This is a genomic window from Microbacterium sp. LBN7, from assembly GCF_045690345.1.
Taxonomy (GTDB): domain Bacteria; phylum Actinomycetota; class Actinomycetes; order Actinomycetales; family Microbacteriaceae; genus Microbacterium.
In genome coordinates this window covers 3,868,846-3,885,470 of record NZ_CP147856.1, presented here as the reverse complement: position 1 = coordinate 3,885,470, position 16,625 = coordinate 3,868,846, and the positions used below count along the sequence as shown (strand labels likewise).

Here is a 16,625-nt window from a genome sequence, read left to right as displayed (position 1 = left end):
AGACTCCACCCAACGCGAAAGGGACGACACCCATGACCGACACCACCCCCACCCAGCGGGTCGCCGAGCTGATCAAGGACTTCCGCTTCGCGATGTTCACCACGCGCAACGCCAACGATCGGCTGGTCTCCCATCCACTCACCGTGCAGGAGGCGGAGTTCGACGGAGACCTCTGGTTCCTCGTCTCCCGCAGCGCCTCCCTCGTCGCCGACATCGCGAAGGACGAGCGCGTCGGGATCTCCCTGAGCTCGAACGACTCGTGGGTGTCGCTCTCGGGCACCGCCGCCCTCGTCGAGGACAAGGCCAAGGTGAAAGAGCTCTGGAGCCCGACCGTCGAGGCGTGGTTCACGAACGGCCCCGACGACCCCGACGTCGGACTGCTGAAGTTCTCCGCCGAATCCGCCGAGTACTGGGACAGCCCCGGCGGGAAGATCGCCTCGCTCTTCAGCTTCGTGAAGTCGAAGATCACGGGTGAGCCCTACGACGCCGAGAACGAGACGGTGGAGCTCTCCGGCAAGTGACCGTTCGCTACGCGGCGTCACGCTCCCCGTCAAGGGCCTGCGCGACGCCACGTCGCGGCTGTACGTTCGCAGCATGTGGACCGTACTGATCATCCTGCTCGTCGCCTGGGCCATCGTCGCCGTCGTGGGATTCGCGATCGAGGGTCTCCTGTGGATCGCCATCATCGGGATCATCCTCTTCGTCGGGACGATCCTCTTCGGCGTCATCCGCAACCGCACCCCGAAAGCCTGATGCGGCTCCTCGCGTGTCCGGCCGGTTGTCCGCGCGGATGAGGGATGATCGACGGGTGAGTCTTACAACCGACCGGGGGAATCATGCGGCGTAGAAGAGTGATCGCGAACACGGATGCTGCGCCGGTCGCCGGGACGCCGGAGCTGAAGCGCTCCCAGCCGTCCAACGGCGTGGCAGCGTATGCGCGGACGAATCCGTTCATGTTCGGCCTGCTCGGCGCGCTCGGCGTGCTGGTCGCGCTGGTGATCGGCGGGATCGTCGACCAGCTCGCCACGGTTCTCGTCTACATCGGCGTGGCCGTCTTCCTCGCGCTCGGCCTCGACCCGATCGTCCGGTTCATCGAGCAGAAGCTCCCCCGTGCCGCCGCTGTCGCCATCGTCGTGGCCGGTGTCGTACTCGCGTTCGCCGGCATCATCCTCGCGATCGTTCCGCTCCTCGTCGAGCAGATCAGCAACCTGATCAAGAACGGTCCGACGATGATCGAGGACTTCATGAACACCGACTGGTTCAAGGACGTCAGCGGCCAGTTCGGCTCGACGATCGAGGAAGCCGTCCAGGGCGTCCTCGGGTTCTTCCAGGATCCCGGCAACTTCGCCGACATCGGTGGCGGAGTCTTCGCGGTGGGTGCCGGCATCGCCGGCGGCTTCACCGGCATCACGATCGTCCTGATCCTCACCCTCTACTTCATGGCATCCCTGCGCGGCATGAAGCGCACCGCCGCCCGCTTCGTCCCGGCGTACCAGCGCGACACGTTCAGCGAGCTGCTGGAGGATGTCTCCGGCGCCGTCGGCCGCTACGTCATCGGTCAGGCGAGCCTCGCCCTCATCAACGGCGTGCTGAGCCTCATCTTCCTGAGCATCATCGGCGCTCCCGTGCCGGCGCTGCTCGCACTCATCGCCTTCATCGGCTCGATGATCCCGCTGGTCGGAACGCTGACCGCCTCGATCATCAACTCGCTGATCTGCCTCTTCGTCTCGCCGCTGACCGCACTGATCGCGATCGGCTACTACCTCGTCTACATGCAGATCGAGGCATACGTGCTCTCGCCGCGCATCATGAGCAAGGCCGTGGCCGTCCCCGGCGCACTCGTCGTGATCGCGGCGGTCGCCGGCGGTGCCCTCGGCGGCATCCTCGGAGCGCTCGTCGCGATCCCGGTCGCCGCCAGCATCATCATCATCGTGCAGAAGGTGACGTTCCCCGCTCAGGACCGGAAGACCGTCCCACCCGTCGTCACGATGTGACGGCGTCTCAGCGGACGAGCAGGGCGCCCGGCTGCACCCGCACGTCGAATGCGGAGACCTCGCCCATCTCCTCGCCGTCGATCTCGAAGACGAGCGGTGTGTCCAGCTCGACGGAGATCTTCTCCACGGGCAGGTGACGCGCCGAGTCCGTGCTCACGGCCTCGTCGGTCGCGCCGAACAGACGACGGATGCCGTTGTCCCAGACGAACGAGCGCACGGTGTCGAGCCACTGCAGCGCGCCGTCGGCGCTGATCATGAGGACGTCGAGCTTGCCGTCGTCGAGGACGGCGTCCGGCAGCAGGCGGATGCCGCCCTGCACCATGCCGCAGTTGCCGATGAGCATGGTGTGGCCGCGCACCGCGACCGCCTTCTCGCCGTCGATCGCGAGGGTAATGTCGGTCATCTCGGTGCCGGCGAGGGCACGCCCCATCGCCTCGACGTAGGCGAGCCATCCGGCCTTCGACTTGAGGTCGTCATCCGTCTCGACGAGCATCTGCGCGTCGACACCGAAGCCGACCATCACAGCGAAGGCGTGCTCGGTGCCGTCGTACGACACCCAGCCGAGGTCGATGCGCCGCGGCTCGGCGTCGCGGACGCGCTCGAGAGCGGCCTTCACGTTGTTGAGCGGCACCTCGAGGTTGCGCGCGAGCAGGTTGCCGGTGCCCTGCGGCACGATCCCGATCGCGGTCTCCGAGCCTGCCAGGGACTCCGCGACCGCACGGACGGTCCCGTCTCCGCCGACCGCGATGACGATGTCCCGGCCGTCCTCCACGGCCTCACGGGCCATCCCCCGACCCGGATCCTCGGGAGTGGTCTCCCACCAGCGGATGTCGGTCCGGTCGTCGAACACGCCGCTGACGGCATCCTGCAGAACCTCCTGCTCGACCTTCGAGGGATTCCAGACGATGCCGATGCGTGCGTGGGTCATAGCGTCAGCATGAGTCACGGCTTCGGATACTGCAAATTCGCGGTGTCGCGCTACCCGTAGAAGAGGTGCTCGAAGGCCTTCCGCGCTCGTCGCGTCACCCCGAGATAGTCCTCTTCGAGCTCGGTCGCCGACCGGTCGGGATAGCCCAGCAGCCGAGCGATCGCATCGAGTTCGCGACGATCGGCGGGCAGCACATCGCTCGTCTTCCCGGTCAGGAGCGTGATCGCGGAGCGCAGACGGCTCGCCAGCCGCCAGGCCTCTCGCAGCAGCACGGCGTCGGATTCCGGCACCAGGTCAGCCGCGACGGCCGCGTCCAGCGCCGAGAGCGTCGAGGTCGTCCGCAGCCCGGGGACGTCGTGGGCGTGCTGGAGCTGGAGCAGCTGCACGAGCCACTCGACATCGCTGAGCGTGCCGGGACCGAGCTTGAGGTGCCGCCGCGGGTCGGCTCCCTGGGGCAGCCTCTCCCCCTCGACGCGCGCCTTGATCCGCTTGATCTCGCGGGTGCCCTGCAGATCGACGGTCTCGGGGTAGCGGATCGAATCCGCGAGCGCCGTGAAACGGGCGACGAGCTTGGAGCTTCCGGCGATCCCCCTGGCCCGGAGCAGAGCCTGCGCCTCCCAGGAGAGCGACCACCGTCGGTAGTACTCCGTATATGCCTCGATGGACCGTACGACGGGGCCCTGACGGCCTTCCGGGCGGAGATCGGCATCCAGGTCCAGCGGCACGCGATGATCCGTGAGATGCTCGCGCAGTCCCGCGACGATCTGGGTGGCGAGGGTCTGCGCGCGCTGACCGTCCACGCCGTTGGCGTCGTAGACGTAGAGGATGTCCGCGTCGGACCCGAAGCCGAGCTCCGCGCCGCCGAAGCGCCCCATGGCGATCACCGCGAAGTCCAGCGCGTCGTCCTCGGGCGGCACGACCTCCCGGATGACAGCGCGCAGCGCGGCCTGGATCGTCGCCTCGGTGATCTCGGTGAGCGCCGTCGCGACCTCCTCGATCGTCAGCACGTCGAGGACTCCGCCCATGGCCGTGCGCAGGAGCTCGCGACGCCGCAGCGCACGGACGGCCCGCAGGGCGTCGGTGACCGTCTCGTGCCGGGTCTGGATCGCCCTCGCCTCCTCGTCCAGCGCCGCCGCGCCGCGCGGACGCAGGCGCTCGGCGCTGTCGAGCCAGGCGACCGACTCGGGGATCCACTCCATCAGCTCGCCGATGTAGCGGGACGACGACAGCAGGCGCGTCAGGCTCTCCGCCGCTCCCGAGGAGTCGCGCAGCATGCGGAGGAACCACGGGGTGTCGCCCAGACGCTCGCTGATGCGTCGGAAGGCGATGAGGGCGTAGTCGGGGTCGCTGCCATCGGCGAACCAGCGCACCATGATCGGCATCAGGGCTCGCTGGATCGTCACCTTGCGGCTGAGTCCGGTGGTCAGCGCGCCGATATGGCGCAGCGCCCCTGCGGGGTCACGGAATCCGATGGCCGCGAGGCGGTCGTGCGCCTGAGCCGCAGAGAGGGTGCGCTCCTCCTCGGGGAGGCCGGCGACGGCGCTGAGCAGCGGCCGATAGAACAGGCGCGTGTGGATCTCGCGCACCTCGCGCCGCACGCTCTCCCAGCGCGTCCAGATGCCCTCGCCGCTGTCGGCCAGTCCGGTGCCGCGCGCGAGCACGCGCCGTCCGGCCGGGGTGCGCGGCAGCAGGTGCGTGCGGCTCAGCTCCCGCAGCTGGAGACGGTGCTCCATCAGCCGGAGGATGCGATAGTCGTCTGCGAACGTGGCGGCATCCGCTCGACCGATGTACCCACCGGCGACGAGCGCATCGAGGCTCTCGAGGGTGCCTCGGGTGCGCAGCGACTCATCGGTGAGACCGTGGACGAGCTGCAGAAGCTGCACGGTGAACTCGATGTCCCGCAGCCCGCCGGCGCCCAGTTTCAGCTGATAGGGCGCGTCTTCCGGGTCGATGTGCTCCGTCACGCGCTCGCGCATGCGCTGCACGCTCTCGACGAAGTCCTCTCTGGCGGCGCTGGACCAGATCTTCGGCTGCACCGCGGCGATGTACTCGGCCCCCAGCTCGGTGTCGCCGGCGAGAGGGCGCGCCTTGAGCAGCGCCTGGAACTCCCAGCTCTTGGCCCAGCGGTCGTAGTAGGCGAGATGGGAGGCGAGCGAGCGCACCAGAGCACCCTGCTTGCCCTCGGGTCGCAGGTTGGCGTCGACCTCCCACAGCGGCGGCTCCACCTCGATGCTGTCGAGGCCGCGCATCGTCTCCCGCGCCAACCGGGTGGCGATGTCGATCGCCCGAGCCTCGGCGACGATCTCCTCGTCGCTCGTGCCGCCGACGAAGATGACGTCCACGTCGCTGACGTAGTTCAGCTCCCTGGCACCGGCCTTGCCCATCCCGATGATCGAGAGTCGGGTGGCCGCGATCTGCTCCTCCGGAATGGTGTCGCGCAGTCGAGCACGTGCGATGGCCAGGGAGGCCTCGAGGGCGGCTCCGGCCGCATCGGCGAGGGCAGCGGACACCGCCGCCACGACCGTCTGCGGCTCCGGATGCGTCAGATCGTAGGCGGCGATGCCGGCGAGACTCCGCCGATACGCGACCCGCACCGCGACGACGGCGGCGTCATCTCCGGAGCCGGCGAACCCGTTCCGTGTGCCCACCGCGGCCAGCATCTGCTCCCGCTGGACCTCCGGGGTGGGGAGCGCGGTGATCGGCTCCCCCAGCACGGACAGCTGCTCCGGATGCCGGAGGAAGAAGTCCGCGAGGCCCTCGGACGCGCCGAACACCCGCCAGACGCGATGGCGCGACTGCGGCTCCTTCAGCAGAGCCTTCAGCGGCACGGCGTCGCGTCGCGCGACGCGCACCATCCCGCGGACCGCCGCATCGGGATCGGCGGCGTCCGCCCCCTCGAGCAGCGACGATCTCGGCATGTCGAGGATCGTCGCCAGCTCGGAGAGGGATGCCGCGGCCTCGCTCAGCTCCGCGAAGCCGAGCCTGGCCAGAGCGGAGAGAGAGACGGAATCGTCCGGACGGGCCATGCGCGATTCTCAGAGGAGTTCGAGGTTGTTCTTCAGCTCCAGCGGCGTGACCTGCCCGCGGTAGGCCTCCCACTCCTTGCGCTTGTTGAGCAGCACGTAGTTGAACACCTGCTCCCCGAGCGTCTCGGCGACGAGTTCGGACGCCTCCATGAACTCGAGAGCGTGATCGAGGCTCGCCGGCAGCGCCGAGTAGCCCAGCGCGCGCCGTTCGGCGTCGCTCAGAGCCCACACGTTGTCCTCGGCCTCGGGCGGGAGCTCGTAGCCCTCCTCGATACCCTTCAGGCCCGCGGCGAGCAGCAGGGAGTACGCCAGGTACGGGTTCGCCGCGGAATCCAGGGCGCGGTACTCGACACGCGAGGACTGCCCCTTGTTGGGCTTGTACATCGGCACCCGGACGAGCGCCGAGCGGTTCGCGTGGCCCCACGTGACGAAGCTCGGGGCCTCATCGCCGCCCCAGAGCCGCTTGTAGGAGTTCACGAACTGGTTGGTCACCGCGGCGATCTCGTTGGCGTGCCGGAGCAGGCCCGCGATGAAATGACGCCCGGTCTTGGAGAGCTGGTACTTCGCACCCTCTTCGTAGAAGGCGTTCTGGTCGCCCTCGAACAGGGACATGTGCGTGTGCATGCCGCTGCCCGGGTGACCGCTGAGGGGCTTCGGCATGAACGTCGCGTAGACGCCCTGCTCGATCGCCACCTCCTTGATGACCGTGCGGAACGTCATGATGTTGTCCGCCGTCGTCAGCGCGTCGGCGTACCGGAGGTCGATCTCGTTCTGGCCGGGGCCGCCCTCGTGATGGCTGAATTCCACGGAGATGCCGAGATCCTCCAGCATCCGCACCGACCGACGACGGAAGTCGTGCGCCGTGCCTCCCGGCACGTTGTCGAAGTAGCCGGCGGAGTCCACCGGCACCGGACCCTCGGGACCGAACGACGACGACTTGAGCAGGTAGAACTCGATCTCGGGGTGCGTGTAGAAGGTGAACCCGGCATCGGCGGCCTTCGCGAGCGTGCGCTTGAGAACCTGTCGCGGGTCGGCGACCGCCGGCTGCCCGTCGGGTGTCGTCAGGTCGCAGAACATGCGCGCCGTCGGATCGATCTCACCGCGCCAGGGCAGCGTCTGGAAAGTCGTCGGGTCGGGCTGCGCGAGCAGATCGGACTCGTGGCTGCGCGTGAGTCCCTCGATCGCCGAGCCGTCGAAACCGATACCCTCGGCGAAGGCGCCCTCGACCTCGGCCGGCGCGATCGCGACCGACTTGAGCGTGCCGATGACGTCGGTGAACCACAGCCGCACGAACTTGACGCCGCGCTCCTCGATGGTCCGGAGGACGAAGTCCCTCTGCTTGTCCATGACTACTCTGCGCCCTGGCCCTTTGCGTCGCCCTTGACGTCCCAGCCCTGCTCGGCGGCTTCCTCTTCGGCCCAGGCGCGCGAACGCTCCTTGAGCACCTCCGGCGCACGAGCCGCCTCCGCCTCGGTGTCGAACGGTCCGACCCGGTCCACGGAGGGCGAGATCATGCCGAACTCGACCTGACCGGTCTCGGAGTTGTACCAGTACTTTGCGTCGCCGTCAGACATAGCTGCCCCTTCTTCGCGTGATGTCATCGATCCTACTGGCGTGTGCGGTGGTCGCTAAGCTATCGCCCATGGCAAAAGCGATCGGCGTCGACATCGGCGGCACGGGAATCAAAGCAGGAATCGTCGACCTCACGCACGGCACCATGGCCTCCGACCGGGTGCGCGTCCCCACTCCGGAGGGCGCATCGCCGCAGGACGTCCTCGTCGCCGTGCAGTCGGTGCTGAAGACCCTCGACGTGCACGACTCGACCATGCCGCTCGGCGTCGCCTTCCCGGCCATCGTCAAGCGCGGCAAGACGCTGTCGGCGGCGAACGTCTCGAAGGAATGGATCGACTTCGACGCGGAGCGGTTCTTCCGCGACGGCCTCGGTCGCAACATCGTCTTCGTGAACGACGCCGACGCGGCCGGTGTCGCCGAGGCACGCCACGGCGCCGCGAGAGACGTCCGCGGCCTCACGCTGCTGACCACCCTGGGCACCGGCATCGGCTCGGCCTTCCTGTACGACGGGATCCTCATCCCCAACACCGAGCTCGGCCACCTGAACTTCCGCGAGTTCGAGTCCGTCGAGCAGTGGGCCGCGACCTCGGCGCGCGAGCGCGAGAACCTCAGCTGGGAGGCCTGGGCGGAGCGCCTGCAGGCGTTCTACTCACACATCGAGTTCCTGTTCAGCCCCGACCTGTTCGTGGTCGGCGGCGGCGTGTCGAAGAACGCCGGCGACTTCCTGCCGCTGCTCGAGCTCAAGACGCCGATCGTCCCGGCGATCCACCGCAACAACTCCGGCATCATCGGCGCGGCGTCGCTCGCGGGCGACTGAACAGCAGGAACCACGCAGAAGGCCCCGCTCATCGAGCGGGGCCTTCTGCGTCTGAGGCGAATGGGCCGACCTGTACGCCGGGTTCTGTTCCGGGGTTCTTCGCCCCTTCGACGGCCATCTCTCTCGGCGACACGTTGCCGTGGCACTCTAGCGGTCTACCCGAGGACTCGGCGAGCCGCGTCAACATCCTCTGTCTGACCTTGCTCCGGGCGAGGTTTACCTGGCGGGTCATGTCACCATGACCCCCGGTGGTCTCTTACACCACCCTTTCACCCTTACCCCTTGCGGGGCGGTCTGCTCTCTGTGGCACTTTCTCGCGGATCACTCCGGGTGGGTGTTACCCACCGCCCTGCCCTGTGGAGCCCGGACGTTCCTCGGTGCGGTTGCCCGCCACGCGGCCGTCCAGTCGACCCATTCGCGTCTTCAGTCTACTTTCTCCGGCCTCCGGAGACGGCCGCTACTTCTCGGCCGACTCCGCGATCCGGAGGTCGAGCGGAACGTCGATCGGGAAGTCGCCGAAGAGGCGCCGGGTGGCGACCGCCGCCGCCACCCGCACCGCGTCGGCGGCGGCTTCGGCCTGCTCCTCCGGCACGTGCAGGATGACTTCGTCGTGGAGGAAGAACGCGAGGTGCGGCTGCCGGGCGAACGGTCCGGATGCCGTGGCGGCCACTGCCGCCTCGGGCGCGCGCTGCAACCGGTGACGGATCTCGGCGAGCCAGATCAGCGACCACTCGGCCGCAGTCCCCTGCACCACGAAGTTGCGCGTGAACCGACCCCAGTCCCGCGCTCGCCGCCGCGCCAGGGCGACCTCGACCGGATCGGCATCCGCCCCTGTGGCCCGCGACTGGAGCTCCGCCCACTCCGCCGAAGGACGCGGCGACGAGCGCCCCAGCCAGGTCGAGACCACGCCGCCGTCCTCGCCCGTGCGCGCGGCCTTGTCGACGAGGGCCATCGCCCGCGGATAGACCTTGCGCAGCCGCGGCACCAGGCGGCCGCTGTCTCCGGTCGTGGCGCCGTACATCGCGCCGAGCACCGCGTACTTCGCCTCTTCCCGGGTTCCGACGGCACCGGATGCCACGACGCCTTCGTACAGGTCGCTCCCCTGGGCCGCGCGCGCCATAGACGAATCGGATGCCATGGCGGCCAGCATCCGCGGTTCCAGCTGCGCCACGTCGGCGACCACCAGGGTCCAGCCGGGATCGGCGCGCACAGCGGGTCGGAGGCTGCGCGGCAGCTGCAGGGCGCCGCCGCCCGCCGACGCCCATCGGCCGGTCACGACGCCTCCGGGGATGTACACGGGGCGGAATCGCCGATCATGCACCCATTCGGCCAGCCAGGCCCAGCCGTTGGCGCTGAGCAGACGGGAGAGCTTCTTGTACTCCAGCAGCGGTTCGACCACCGCGTGCGACTGGCTCGCAAGCTCCCACCGGCTCGTCGACTCGACGTGCACGCCGACGCGGTGCAGGGCACGCAGCAGCTTCGGCTGGCTGTCGAGGTGCAGCGTCGAGTCGCTGAGGATCGCGCGCACGCGATCGCCCAGCTCGACCATCCTGCTGGGCAGACCACCCGCGACGGGCCGGGTGCCGAGCGTCTCGGTCAGGATCGCGTCGTGGACGCCCTCGTCCCACGGAAGGCCGGCCGCCCGCATCTCCTCCGCGATCAGACCGCCCGCCGACTCCGCGGCGCACAGAAGCGTCAGGCGGCCATCGCGCTCCTGCTCGATCACCCGGCGCTGCGCGCGGAACTGCTCCAGCACCTCGGCGACAGGGTCGTCGGCGCGGCCCTGCTCGACCACGTCGAACAGGGCGGGAGCGGCATCCGTCGGCTCACGGCGCACCCACGCCGACGAGGGAGCGAGGGGACGAGCCACGGCATCCGTATCGCGCAGGATCGCGTGGCAGAGCAGCAGGTCGTGCGTCCGCCCGAGTCGCACGCCTCCCGCGAGCAGCATCGGGTAGATCTCGCGGGCGCTGCGGATGATCCACCGCGGCGCCGCGTTCTTCTCGAGATCGGCGACCCAGCTCAGGAGCTCCGTGCCGGCGAGGGGTACGCGACTCCGTTCGCCGCCCTCGTCGTCGAGCTCGACCGCCAGGTACTGCCCGTCGCCGAGGTCGATCAGCGCGATCCGCCGTCCCTGCGACGCCGAACGGCTCATCGACGTCGCGCGGGGACCCCGCTCAAGAGAGCCCGGATTCCTCGGTGCGCACGAGGATGCAGCCGCACTCGGGGCAGAAGACGACGAGTTCGTCCGCCGCGCGGCGGATGTCGTTCAGATCGGTGCTGGGAAGCACCATGCGGCACCCTTCGCACGTGCCGCGCGTGAGGAGCGCTGCACCCGCGCTGTTCGCGGCACGACGCGTGTACTCGGCGAGGAGGTCGGCGGGTACGTTCGCGACGACGGCGGCACGATCGCGCGCCAGCTCGGCGCCGCGGTCGGTCGCGGCAGCGACATCGGCCTTCGCCTGCGAGGTGAGCGCGGTGCCCTCCTCCGTCGTGGTGGCGAGCAGAGCCTGCTGTGCGGCGACAGCCGCCTCCGCCTCCTCGAGCCGGCCCATGACGTCGAGCTCGGCATCCTCGAGATCGCTCTGGCGCCGGGCGAGACTCGCAAGCTCGTGCTCGAGCGCCTGCGCATCCTTGGAACTGGTCGAGGCCGCAAGGCGCTCGGCGTCGCGGTTGCGGCGTTGCTCCACGACCGCGACATCGGACTCCAGCCGCGTCAGCTCGGTGCGCACGTCGTCTCGGGTGCCCGTGAGCGTGGTGAGCTCGCGCAGCTGCTCCTGACGGATGGCGACGAGCTCTGTGATCCGCGCCCCCTGGGCCGGCTGCGTACGGGCGCGCTCCGCCTGCGCGATGCGCCGGTCGAGGTCGGCGATGTCGAGCAGGATGCGCTGGTTCTCGGGGGTGGCGTTCACGCTTTCAAATCTAGCCGCTGCGGCGACATCCGCCCATCACTCCACGTCGCCGTCGACGTAGTACCACTCGCGTCCCTCGCGGACGAAGCGACTGCGCTCGTGCAGCGATCCGCGCTCGGCACCCTGCCGCCAGTGCGCCTCGAACTCGACGACGCCCTCGCGATCGAAGGGACCACCCGCGGCACGATCGAGGATGACGAGCCGGCGCCAGCTCAGCTCAGGGTCGAACTCGATGGATCCGGGTCGGGTCGACGGATGCCACGTGCGCAGCAGGTGCCCGGCGTCGGCGAGCGAGAAGGCGGTGAACCGCGATCGCATCAGACGCTCCGCCGTCGGCGCCGGCGCGCCCTGGAGCAGGGGTCCGCAGCACGACTCGAAGGTGTTCCCGGAGAGGCACGGGCAGCGTGAGGGCTCGCTCATGGGAGCCAGCATCGCAGGTCACGCCGTACTCTGAAGTGACCCCCGCACCGAAGGAGCCCCGATGCCCACCGTCCCCACCTTCACCGCTCACAACGGCTTCGCCCTGCCGGCCATCGGCCTCGGCACCTACGCGCTCTACGGCGACGAGGGGGCCGCGTCGATCGCCGGTGCCCTCGATGCGGGCTACCGCCTGGTCGACTCCGCGTTCAACTACGAGAACGAGGGATCGGTGGGACTCGGCGTCGCAGCATCCGACGCCCCGCGCGAGGAGATCATCGTCACGACGAAGCTCCCCGGACGCCACCACCCGACGGAGAAGGCGCGGGCCAGCATCGAGGAGAGCCGTTCGCGCCTCGGACTCGACATCACCGACCTGCATCTCATCCACTGGCCGAACCCGAGCCAGGACGAGTACGTGCAGGCGTGGGCTGCCCTCGTGGATGCCCGGGAGCGCGGCATCGTCCGACAGATCGGCGTGTCGAACTTCCTTCCGGAGCACCTCGAGCGCATCGAGCGCGAGACGGGCGTCCGGCCCGTCGTGAACCAGATCGAGCTGCACCCGTACTTCCCGCAGGAGGAGCAGCTGGCCTACCACCGCGAGCACGGCATCCTGACCGAGGCCTGGAGCCCGCTCGGCCGGGCCCGCGAGCTCGTCGACGAGGGCGTGGTGGCCGAGGTCGCCGCGGCGCACGGCATCACCCCGGTGCAGGCGGTGCTCGCGTGGCACGTCGCACGCGAGACCGTGTCGATCCCGAAGGCCTCGTCGCTCGAGCATCAGGTCTCGAACCTGGCCGCCGCCGAGATCGTCCTCGACGACGCGGAGGTCGCTGCGATCACGGCACTCGGCCGTGCGGACGGACGGCTGTTCGACGCCGACCCGCGGAGCCACGAGGAGTCCTGAGCCCGGTCAGACGGTCTGCGTGCCGAGCACTCGGACCAGTTCGAGCTTGCCGGCCGCCTCGCTTCCGGGCGCGGCGGTCAGCACGATCAGCGCCTGGGATTCGTCCTCGGTAAAGAGCGCCTGACAGTCGACCTCGATCTCGCCGAGCTCGGGATGCACGAGGACCTTGTGCTCCTCGAACCGTCGGCGCACCTCCTGAGCCTCCCAGAGCTGCACGAATTCGGGGCTCCGCTCCGTCAGCTCGCGGACGATCTCGCCGGCGCGCGAGCGGCTGCCGAGCAGACCCTGCGCGGCGCGGAGCGACGCGACGAGCGAGCGGCTCTGCCGAGCGTGATCGCTCTCGAGGTAGCGCGCCCGCTCGGTGTCCGGGTGGGCGAACCACCGGTAGATGCCGCTGCGCTCCAGGCCGACCAGATGGCTCGCGTCTCCGAGGAGCGCGCGGGCCGCATCGTTCTGCACCAGGACCTCATCGAGCACGGAGACCACGAAAGCCGGAGCGTCGTGCAGCCGGTCGAGTATGCGGAGCATGCCCGGGCGCACGTAGTCGGTCACAGCTGCTCGATCCGGGGCGCTGTAGCCGGCGACGCGATGCAAGTAGTCGCGTTCATCCGAGGTGAGCCGGAGAGCCCGCGCGAGAGCCGTGAGGATCTGCGGGCTCGGCTGCGGGCCGCGCTGCTGCTCCAGGCGCGTGTAGTAGTCGGTCGACATGGTCGCGAGCTGTGCGACCTCCTCCCTGCGCAGTCCGGGGGTGCGTCGGCGCACGCCCGGACTCAGCCCCACATCGGAGGGTTGCAGCATCTCCCGTCGCCGCAGGAGGAACTCGGCCAGCGCTTCTCGATCCACCTCTGAAGTATCCCTCCCGCGGAGGTCGGCATCCAGGGACCGCGGATCCCTGGATGAGCGCTCTCTGGTGGGCGCCCCGTACCTGATCGACGCTGAAGGCATGAACATCAGCGGAAACACCATCTTCATCCCCGGTGCCACGAGCGGCATCGGCCTGGCCCTCGCCCGCGCGCTCCGCGCCCAGGGGAACACCGTGATCGTCGGCGGGCGCCGCACCGCGCTCCTGCAGGAGATCGCCGCGGGGGATCCCGGCATCCACACGGTACAGATCGACACGACGGATGCCGAGAGCATCCGTGCCGCGGCATCCGAGGTCATCGCGGCGCACCCCGAACTGAACGTCGTCATCACGATGGCGGGCGTGATGCGCGTCGAGGACTGGTCGCAGCCGTCCGGATTCCTCGCGACGGCCGAGGAGACCATCGTGACCAACGTGCTCGGTCCGATCCGCCTCATCGGCGCGTTCATCGAGCATCTGCGCAGCGTGCCCGACGCGACCATCATGACCGTGTCGTCCGGGCTCGCCTTCGCTCCCCTGCGCGCCACGCCGAGCTACAACACCAGCAAGGCCGCGATCCACATGCTCAGCGAGTCGCTGCGGCTCCAGCTCGACGGATCGACCGTGAAGGTCGTGGAGCTCGAGCCGCCGTCCGTGCAGACCGACCTGATGCCCGGTCAGCGGGAGAGCGATTTCGCGATGCCGCTCGGTGCCTTCATCGCCGAGGTGATGCATCTGTTGGAGTCACAGCCCGAGGCGACCGAGATCCAGGTCGAGAACGTCAAGTTCCTCCGCTACGGCGAGGCGCGCGGCGACTACGACCAGGTCGTCGCCACGCTGAACAGTCGCGACCCGCACGGTCGCTGACCCGGCGGGCGGCTCAGGCGCCCAGGGTCGCCCTGACTCCCTCGAGCGCGGTCGCCGAGTGACGGAGCAGGTCGAGCTCCTCCGTGGAGAACGACGTGCTCCGGATCGGCACAGCGCCGGTGGCGCTCACGATCGACGGCACCGAGAGCGCCACCCCGTCCACGCCGTGGAAGTCGCGCAGCACCGTGCTGACCGGCATCACGGCGTGCTCGTCGCGCAGGATCGCCTCGACGATGCGGGCGCTCGACAGCCCGATCGCGTAGTTCGTCGCGCCTTTCCCCTGGATCACCTTGTACGCGGCGTCTCGCACGTCGACGGCGATCGCCTGGAGCTCCTCGAGAGTGAATCGCGGATGCCCCGGCACCTCCCAGTCGAGGATCGGGACCGTGCCGATCGTGGCGCGCGACCACAGCGGGAACTCGGTGTCTCCGTGCTCGCCGACGATGTGGGCGTGCACGCTCCCGGTCGATACGCCGGCGCGCTCGGCGAGCTTCCAGCGCAGGCGGGAGGTGTCGAGGACGGTTCCCGAGGCGAAGACGCGCTCGGGCGGCAGCCCGCTGACCTCCTGCGCGATGACCGTGAGCACATCGCACGGATTCGTGACGATGACATACACCGCGTGCGGGGCGACCTCGAGCAGCGCCGGCATCATGCTGCGGATGATGCCGGCGTTCACCTCGGCCAGCTCGGTGCGCGTCTGGCCGGGCTTCTGTTTCGCGCCGGCGGTGATCACGACCACGTGGGATCCGGCCGCGACCGAGATGTCGCAGCCGCCGATGATGTCGCTCGTGCCCGTGAACTGCGTGCCGTGCGCGAGGTCGAGGACCTCGGCCTCGACCTTCTCGGTCGCGATGTCGTAGAGGGCGATGTGGCGGGCGGATCCGCGGATCAGTGCGGCGTAGGCGACGCTCGAGCCCACGCTTCCCGCACCGACGACCGTGAGCTTCGAGTTCTCGATGATCTCCATGCGCTCAGTCTCGCAGTCGGAGCCCTCGATGCGGGAGAACGTCTCAGACCGCGGAGGCGACCGCCTCGGCGGCCGTGGGATGCGTGAAGACGAAGCCCGTCTTCTCGAGCACCGCAGGACGCACGTCGGCATCCGAGACGAGGAGCGAATCGGTGGCTGCAGCGCTCAGCACGAGTCGCAGGGCGAAGGCGGGCGCGGGGATCCAGAACGGCCGGTGCATCTCGCGGGCGAGCGCGCGCCCGATGTCGTTGGCCGTCGCGGGAGCGGGACCGGTGAGGTTCACCGGTCCGGCGATCTTCTGGTCGATGATGTGACGGATCGCTCGCACCTCGTCTTCGAGCGACATCCACGGCCAGATCTGCGTGCCTCGGCCGATGGGACCCGCGACGCCGAAGCGCGTGAGCTGGATCAGCGGCTTGAGGACTCCCTGCCGATGGATCACCGGGGCCGTGCGCAGCAGAGTCACCCTGGTCTGGTCCTCGGCGCGGCGCGCCTCGGCCTCCCACTGCACGCAGAGCTCTGCGAGGAACGTGTCGCCCGCAGGCGAGTCCTCGGTGAGCTGCTCGCCCGGGGCCGAGCCGTAGTAGCCGACGGCGGATGCCGAGATCAGGGCGGGAGCATCCTGCCTCAACGCCCGCAGAGCGGTCGTGAGCGTGCGCGTGCTCTTCAGACGCGAGTCGACCAGCTCCTCCTTGTACCGAGGCGTCCAGGGCAGCCGTCCGACGCTCGCGCCGCCGAGGGCGATGACGGCCTCTGCTCCGGCGATGACGTCGGGGTCGAGCTCGCGCTCCCCCGGCGCCCACTGCGACTCGGTCGCATCGCGGGGCGGGCGACGGACGAGCGTCAGCACGTCGATGCCGTCGGCGCGGAGCGATGAGGCCAGCGCGCCGCCGATCAGTCCGGATGCCCCGCTGATGACGATGCGTCGAGCCATAGTCGCTCCTGGAGTTCAGTCCCTCTGCCGCGGCCGATCGCGCACGGGATGAGTGCTGTCCAGACTAACCGCAGGGCCGGATCCGCACAGGTTCACGGACGCGGCGGCCCGTAGGAGAGCCGATCGAACACGAGGATGCTCTCGCTGATCCTCCCGTCGCGAACCGTGAAGTACTCGGCGGCAGGAGCGGTCGACGTCGCAGCGGTCCGGGGGTAGTAGAACAGCGCGACACGATCCCCGTCGGAGAACTCGGCGATGTCCCCGATGCCGGTCAGCGTGGGCGCGAACCCGCCGATGTATCGGGCGTACGCCTCCTTGCCCTGCAGGTCGACTCCGGGCGCGCGACACGTGATGTCATCCGCGACGAAGGTCATCGCCTGCTCCACGTCACCGCCGGTCCACGCGCGGTGATACCCCTGCACGATGTCGAATGCCGTATCCATGCT

Annotated in this window: 17 protein-coding genes and 1 other RNA gene; 6 read left to right on the top strand and 12 right to left on the bottom strand. The window is 69.3% G+C overall.

Annotated elements, in window-relative coordinates; all coding sequences use genetic code 11:
* The first annotated feature begins 32 nt into the window (after window positions 1–32).
* The 3 genes from LBN7_RS18855 (at window position 33) to LBN7_RS18845 (ending at window position 1,994) form a co-directional block, all read left to right on the top strand.
* Window positions 33–521 (top strand): pyridoxamine 5'-phosphate oxidase family protein, encoded by a 489-nt coding sequence (locus tag LBN7_RS18855; protein ID WP_116634843.1) that lies wholly within the window; start codon window positions 33–35, stop codon window positions 519–521.
* A gap of 73 nt (window positions 522–594) precedes the next feature.
* Window positions 595–753 carry a hypothetical protein gene (locus tag LBN7_RS18850; RefSeq protein WP_165808032.1) on the top strand — a complete coding sequence of 53 codons (159 nt, stop codon included), beginning with the start codon at window positions 595–597 and terminating at the stop codon, window positions 751–753.
* 98 nt (window positions 754–851) lie between these two features.
* The gene (locus LBN7_RS18845; protein WP_407360491.1) at window positions 852–1,994 is read left to right on the top strand and encodes an AI-2E family transporter; all 1,143 of its coding nucleotides are present in this window, start codon (window positions 852–854) and stop codon (window positions 1,992–1,994) included.
* A gap of 7 nt (window positions 1,995–2,001) precedes the next feature.
* Here LBN7_RS18845 and LBN7_RS18840 read toward each other — a convergent pair whose 3' ends face one another.
* Genes LBN7_RS18840 through LBN7_RS18825 form a run of 4 tightly spaced genes read right to left on the bottom strand, consistent with a single transcriptional unit; the run spans window position 2,002 to window position 7,522 of the window.
* The gene (locus tag LBN7_RS18840) at window positions 2,002–2,922 is read right to left on the bottom strand and encodes a diacylglycerol/lipid kinase family protein (RefSeq protein ID WP_407360490.1); all 921 of its coding nucleotides are present in this window, start codon (window positions 2,920–2,922) and stop codon (window positions 2,002–2,004) included.
* A 50-nt stretch (window positions 2,923–2,972) separates the two neighbouring features.
* On the bottom strand, window positions 2,973–5,948 hold the full coding sequence (locus tag LBN7_RS18835) for a bifunctional [glutamine synthetase] adenylyltransferase/[glutamine synthetase]-adenylyl-L-tyrosine phosphorylase (RefSeq protein ID WP_407360489.1): 2,976 nt from the start codon (window positions 5,946–5,948) through the stop codon (window positions 2,973–2,975).
* Between the two features lie 9 nt (window positions 5,949–5,957).
* Window positions 5,958–7,295, bottom strand: coding sequence for a type I glutamate--ammonia ligase (gene glnA / locus LBN7_RS18830; protein WP_116634839.1), 1,338 nt, complete (start codon window positions 7,293–7,295; stop codon window positions 5,958–5,960).
* Between the two features lie 2 nt (window positions 7,296–7,297).
* On the bottom strand, window positions 7,298–7,522 hold the full coding sequence (locus LBN7_RS18825) for an SPOR domain-containing protein (protein WP_116634838.1): 225 nt from the start codon (window positions 7,520–7,522) through the stop codon (window positions 7,298–7,300).
* Window positions 7,523–7,590: 68 nt separating this feature from the next.
* Here LBN7_RS18825 and ppgK point away from each other — a divergent pair, with 68 nt between their 5' ends.
* Complete coding sequence (ppgK, locus tag LBN7_RS18820) at window positions 7,591–8,337, top strand: polyphosphate--glucose phosphotransferase (RefSeq protein ID WP_116634837.1); 747 nt, start codon at window positions 7,591–7,593, stop codon at window positions 8,335–8,337.
* A gap of 57 nt (window positions 8,338–8,394) precedes the next feature.
* Here ppgK and rnpB read toward each other — a convergent pair.
* The 4 genes from rnpB to LBN7_RS18800 all read right to left on the bottom strand — a co-directional run bounded on the left by rnpB (window position 8,395) and on the right by LBN7_RS18800 (window position 11,669).
* Window positions 8,395–8,751, bottom strand: an RNA gene (gene rnpB, locus LBN7_RS18815) — RNase P RNA component class A.
* 43 nt (window positions 8,752–8,794) lie between these two features.
* A complete protein-coding gene (locus tag LBN7_RS18810) occupies window positions 8,795–10,492 on the bottom strand; it encodes a bifunctional 3'-5' exonuclease/DNA polymerase (RefSeq protein WP_407360488.1) in 1,698 nt (565 codons plus the stop codon).
* A gap of 22 nt (window positions 10,493–10,514) precedes the next feature.
* Window positions 10,515–11,249 carry a zinc ribbon domain-containing protein gene (locus LBN7_RS18805; RefSeq protein WP_116634835.1) on the bottom strand — a complete coding sequence of 245 codons (735 nt, stop codon included), beginning with the start codon at window positions 11,247–11,249 and terminating at the stop codon, window positions 10,515–10,517.
* 36 nt (window positions 11,250–11,285) lie between these two features.
* Entirely contained in the window at window positions 11,286–11,669 is a 384-nt protein-coding gene (locus tag LBN7_RS18800) for a YchJ family protein (protein WP_407360487.1), read from the bottom strand.
* Between the two features lie 61 nt (window positions 11,670–11,730).
* On the opposite strand from LBN7_RS18800, the gene LBN7_RS18795 reads away from it, so the two are divergent.
* Window positions 11,731–12,570: an aldo/keto reductase gene (locus tag LBN7_RS18795; RefSeq protein ID WP_407360486.1), complete on the top strand. Its 840-nt coding sequence runs from the start codon at window positions 11,731–11,733 to the stop codon at window positions 12,568–12,570.
* Window positions 12,571–12,576: 6 nt separating this feature from the next.
* Here the strand turns inward: LBN7_RS18795 and LBN7_RS18790 are convergent, their stop codons facing one another.
* Window positions 12,577–13,413 carry a helix-turn-helix transcriptional regulator gene (locus LBN7_RS18790; protein ID WP_341945326.1) on the bottom strand — a complete coding sequence of 279 codons (837 nt, stop codon included), beginning with the start codon at window positions 13,411–13,413 and terminating at the stop codon, window positions 12,577–12,579.
* Window positions 13,414–13,513: 100 nt separating this feature from the next.
* Between LBN7_RS18790 and LBN7_RS18785 the strand changes: the two genes are divergently transcribed.
* Window positions 13,514–14,278: an SDR family oxidoreductase gene (locus LBN7_RS18785; protein ID WP_407360485.1), complete on the top strand. Its 765-nt coding sequence runs from the start codon at window positions 13,514–13,516 to the stop codon at window positions 14,276–14,278.
* 13 nt (window positions 14,279–14,291) lie between these two features.
* On the opposite strand, the gene LBN7_RS18780 is transcribed toward LBN7_RS18785, so the two are convergent.
* The 3 genes from LBN7_RS18780 to LBN7_RS18770 all read right to left on the bottom strand — a co-directional run bounded on the left by LBN7_RS18780 (window position 14,292) and on the right by LBN7_RS18770 (window position 16,622).
* Window positions 14,292–15,245 (bottom strand): L-lactate dehydrogenase, encoded by a 954-nt coding sequence (locus tag LBN7_RS18780; protein ID WP_407360484.1) that lies wholly within the window; start codon window positions 15,243–15,245, stop codon window positions 14,292–14,294.
* A gap of 43 nt (window positions 15,246–15,288) precedes the next feature.
* Window positions 15,289–16,179: a TIGR01777 family oxidoreductase gene (locus LBN7_RS18775; protein ID WP_407360483.1), complete on the bottom strand. Its 891-nt coding sequence runs from the start codon at window positions 16,177–16,179 to the stop codon at window positions 15,289–15,291.
* A 92-nt stretch (window positions 16,180–16,271) separates the two neighbouring features.
* A complete protein-coding gene (locus LBN7_RS18770) occupies window positions 16,272–16,622 on the bottom strand; it encodes a nuclear transport factor 2 family protein (RefSeq protein ID WP_407360482.1) in 351 nt (116 codons plus the stop codon).
* Between the last annotated feature and the right edge of the window lie 3 nt (window positions 16,623–16,625).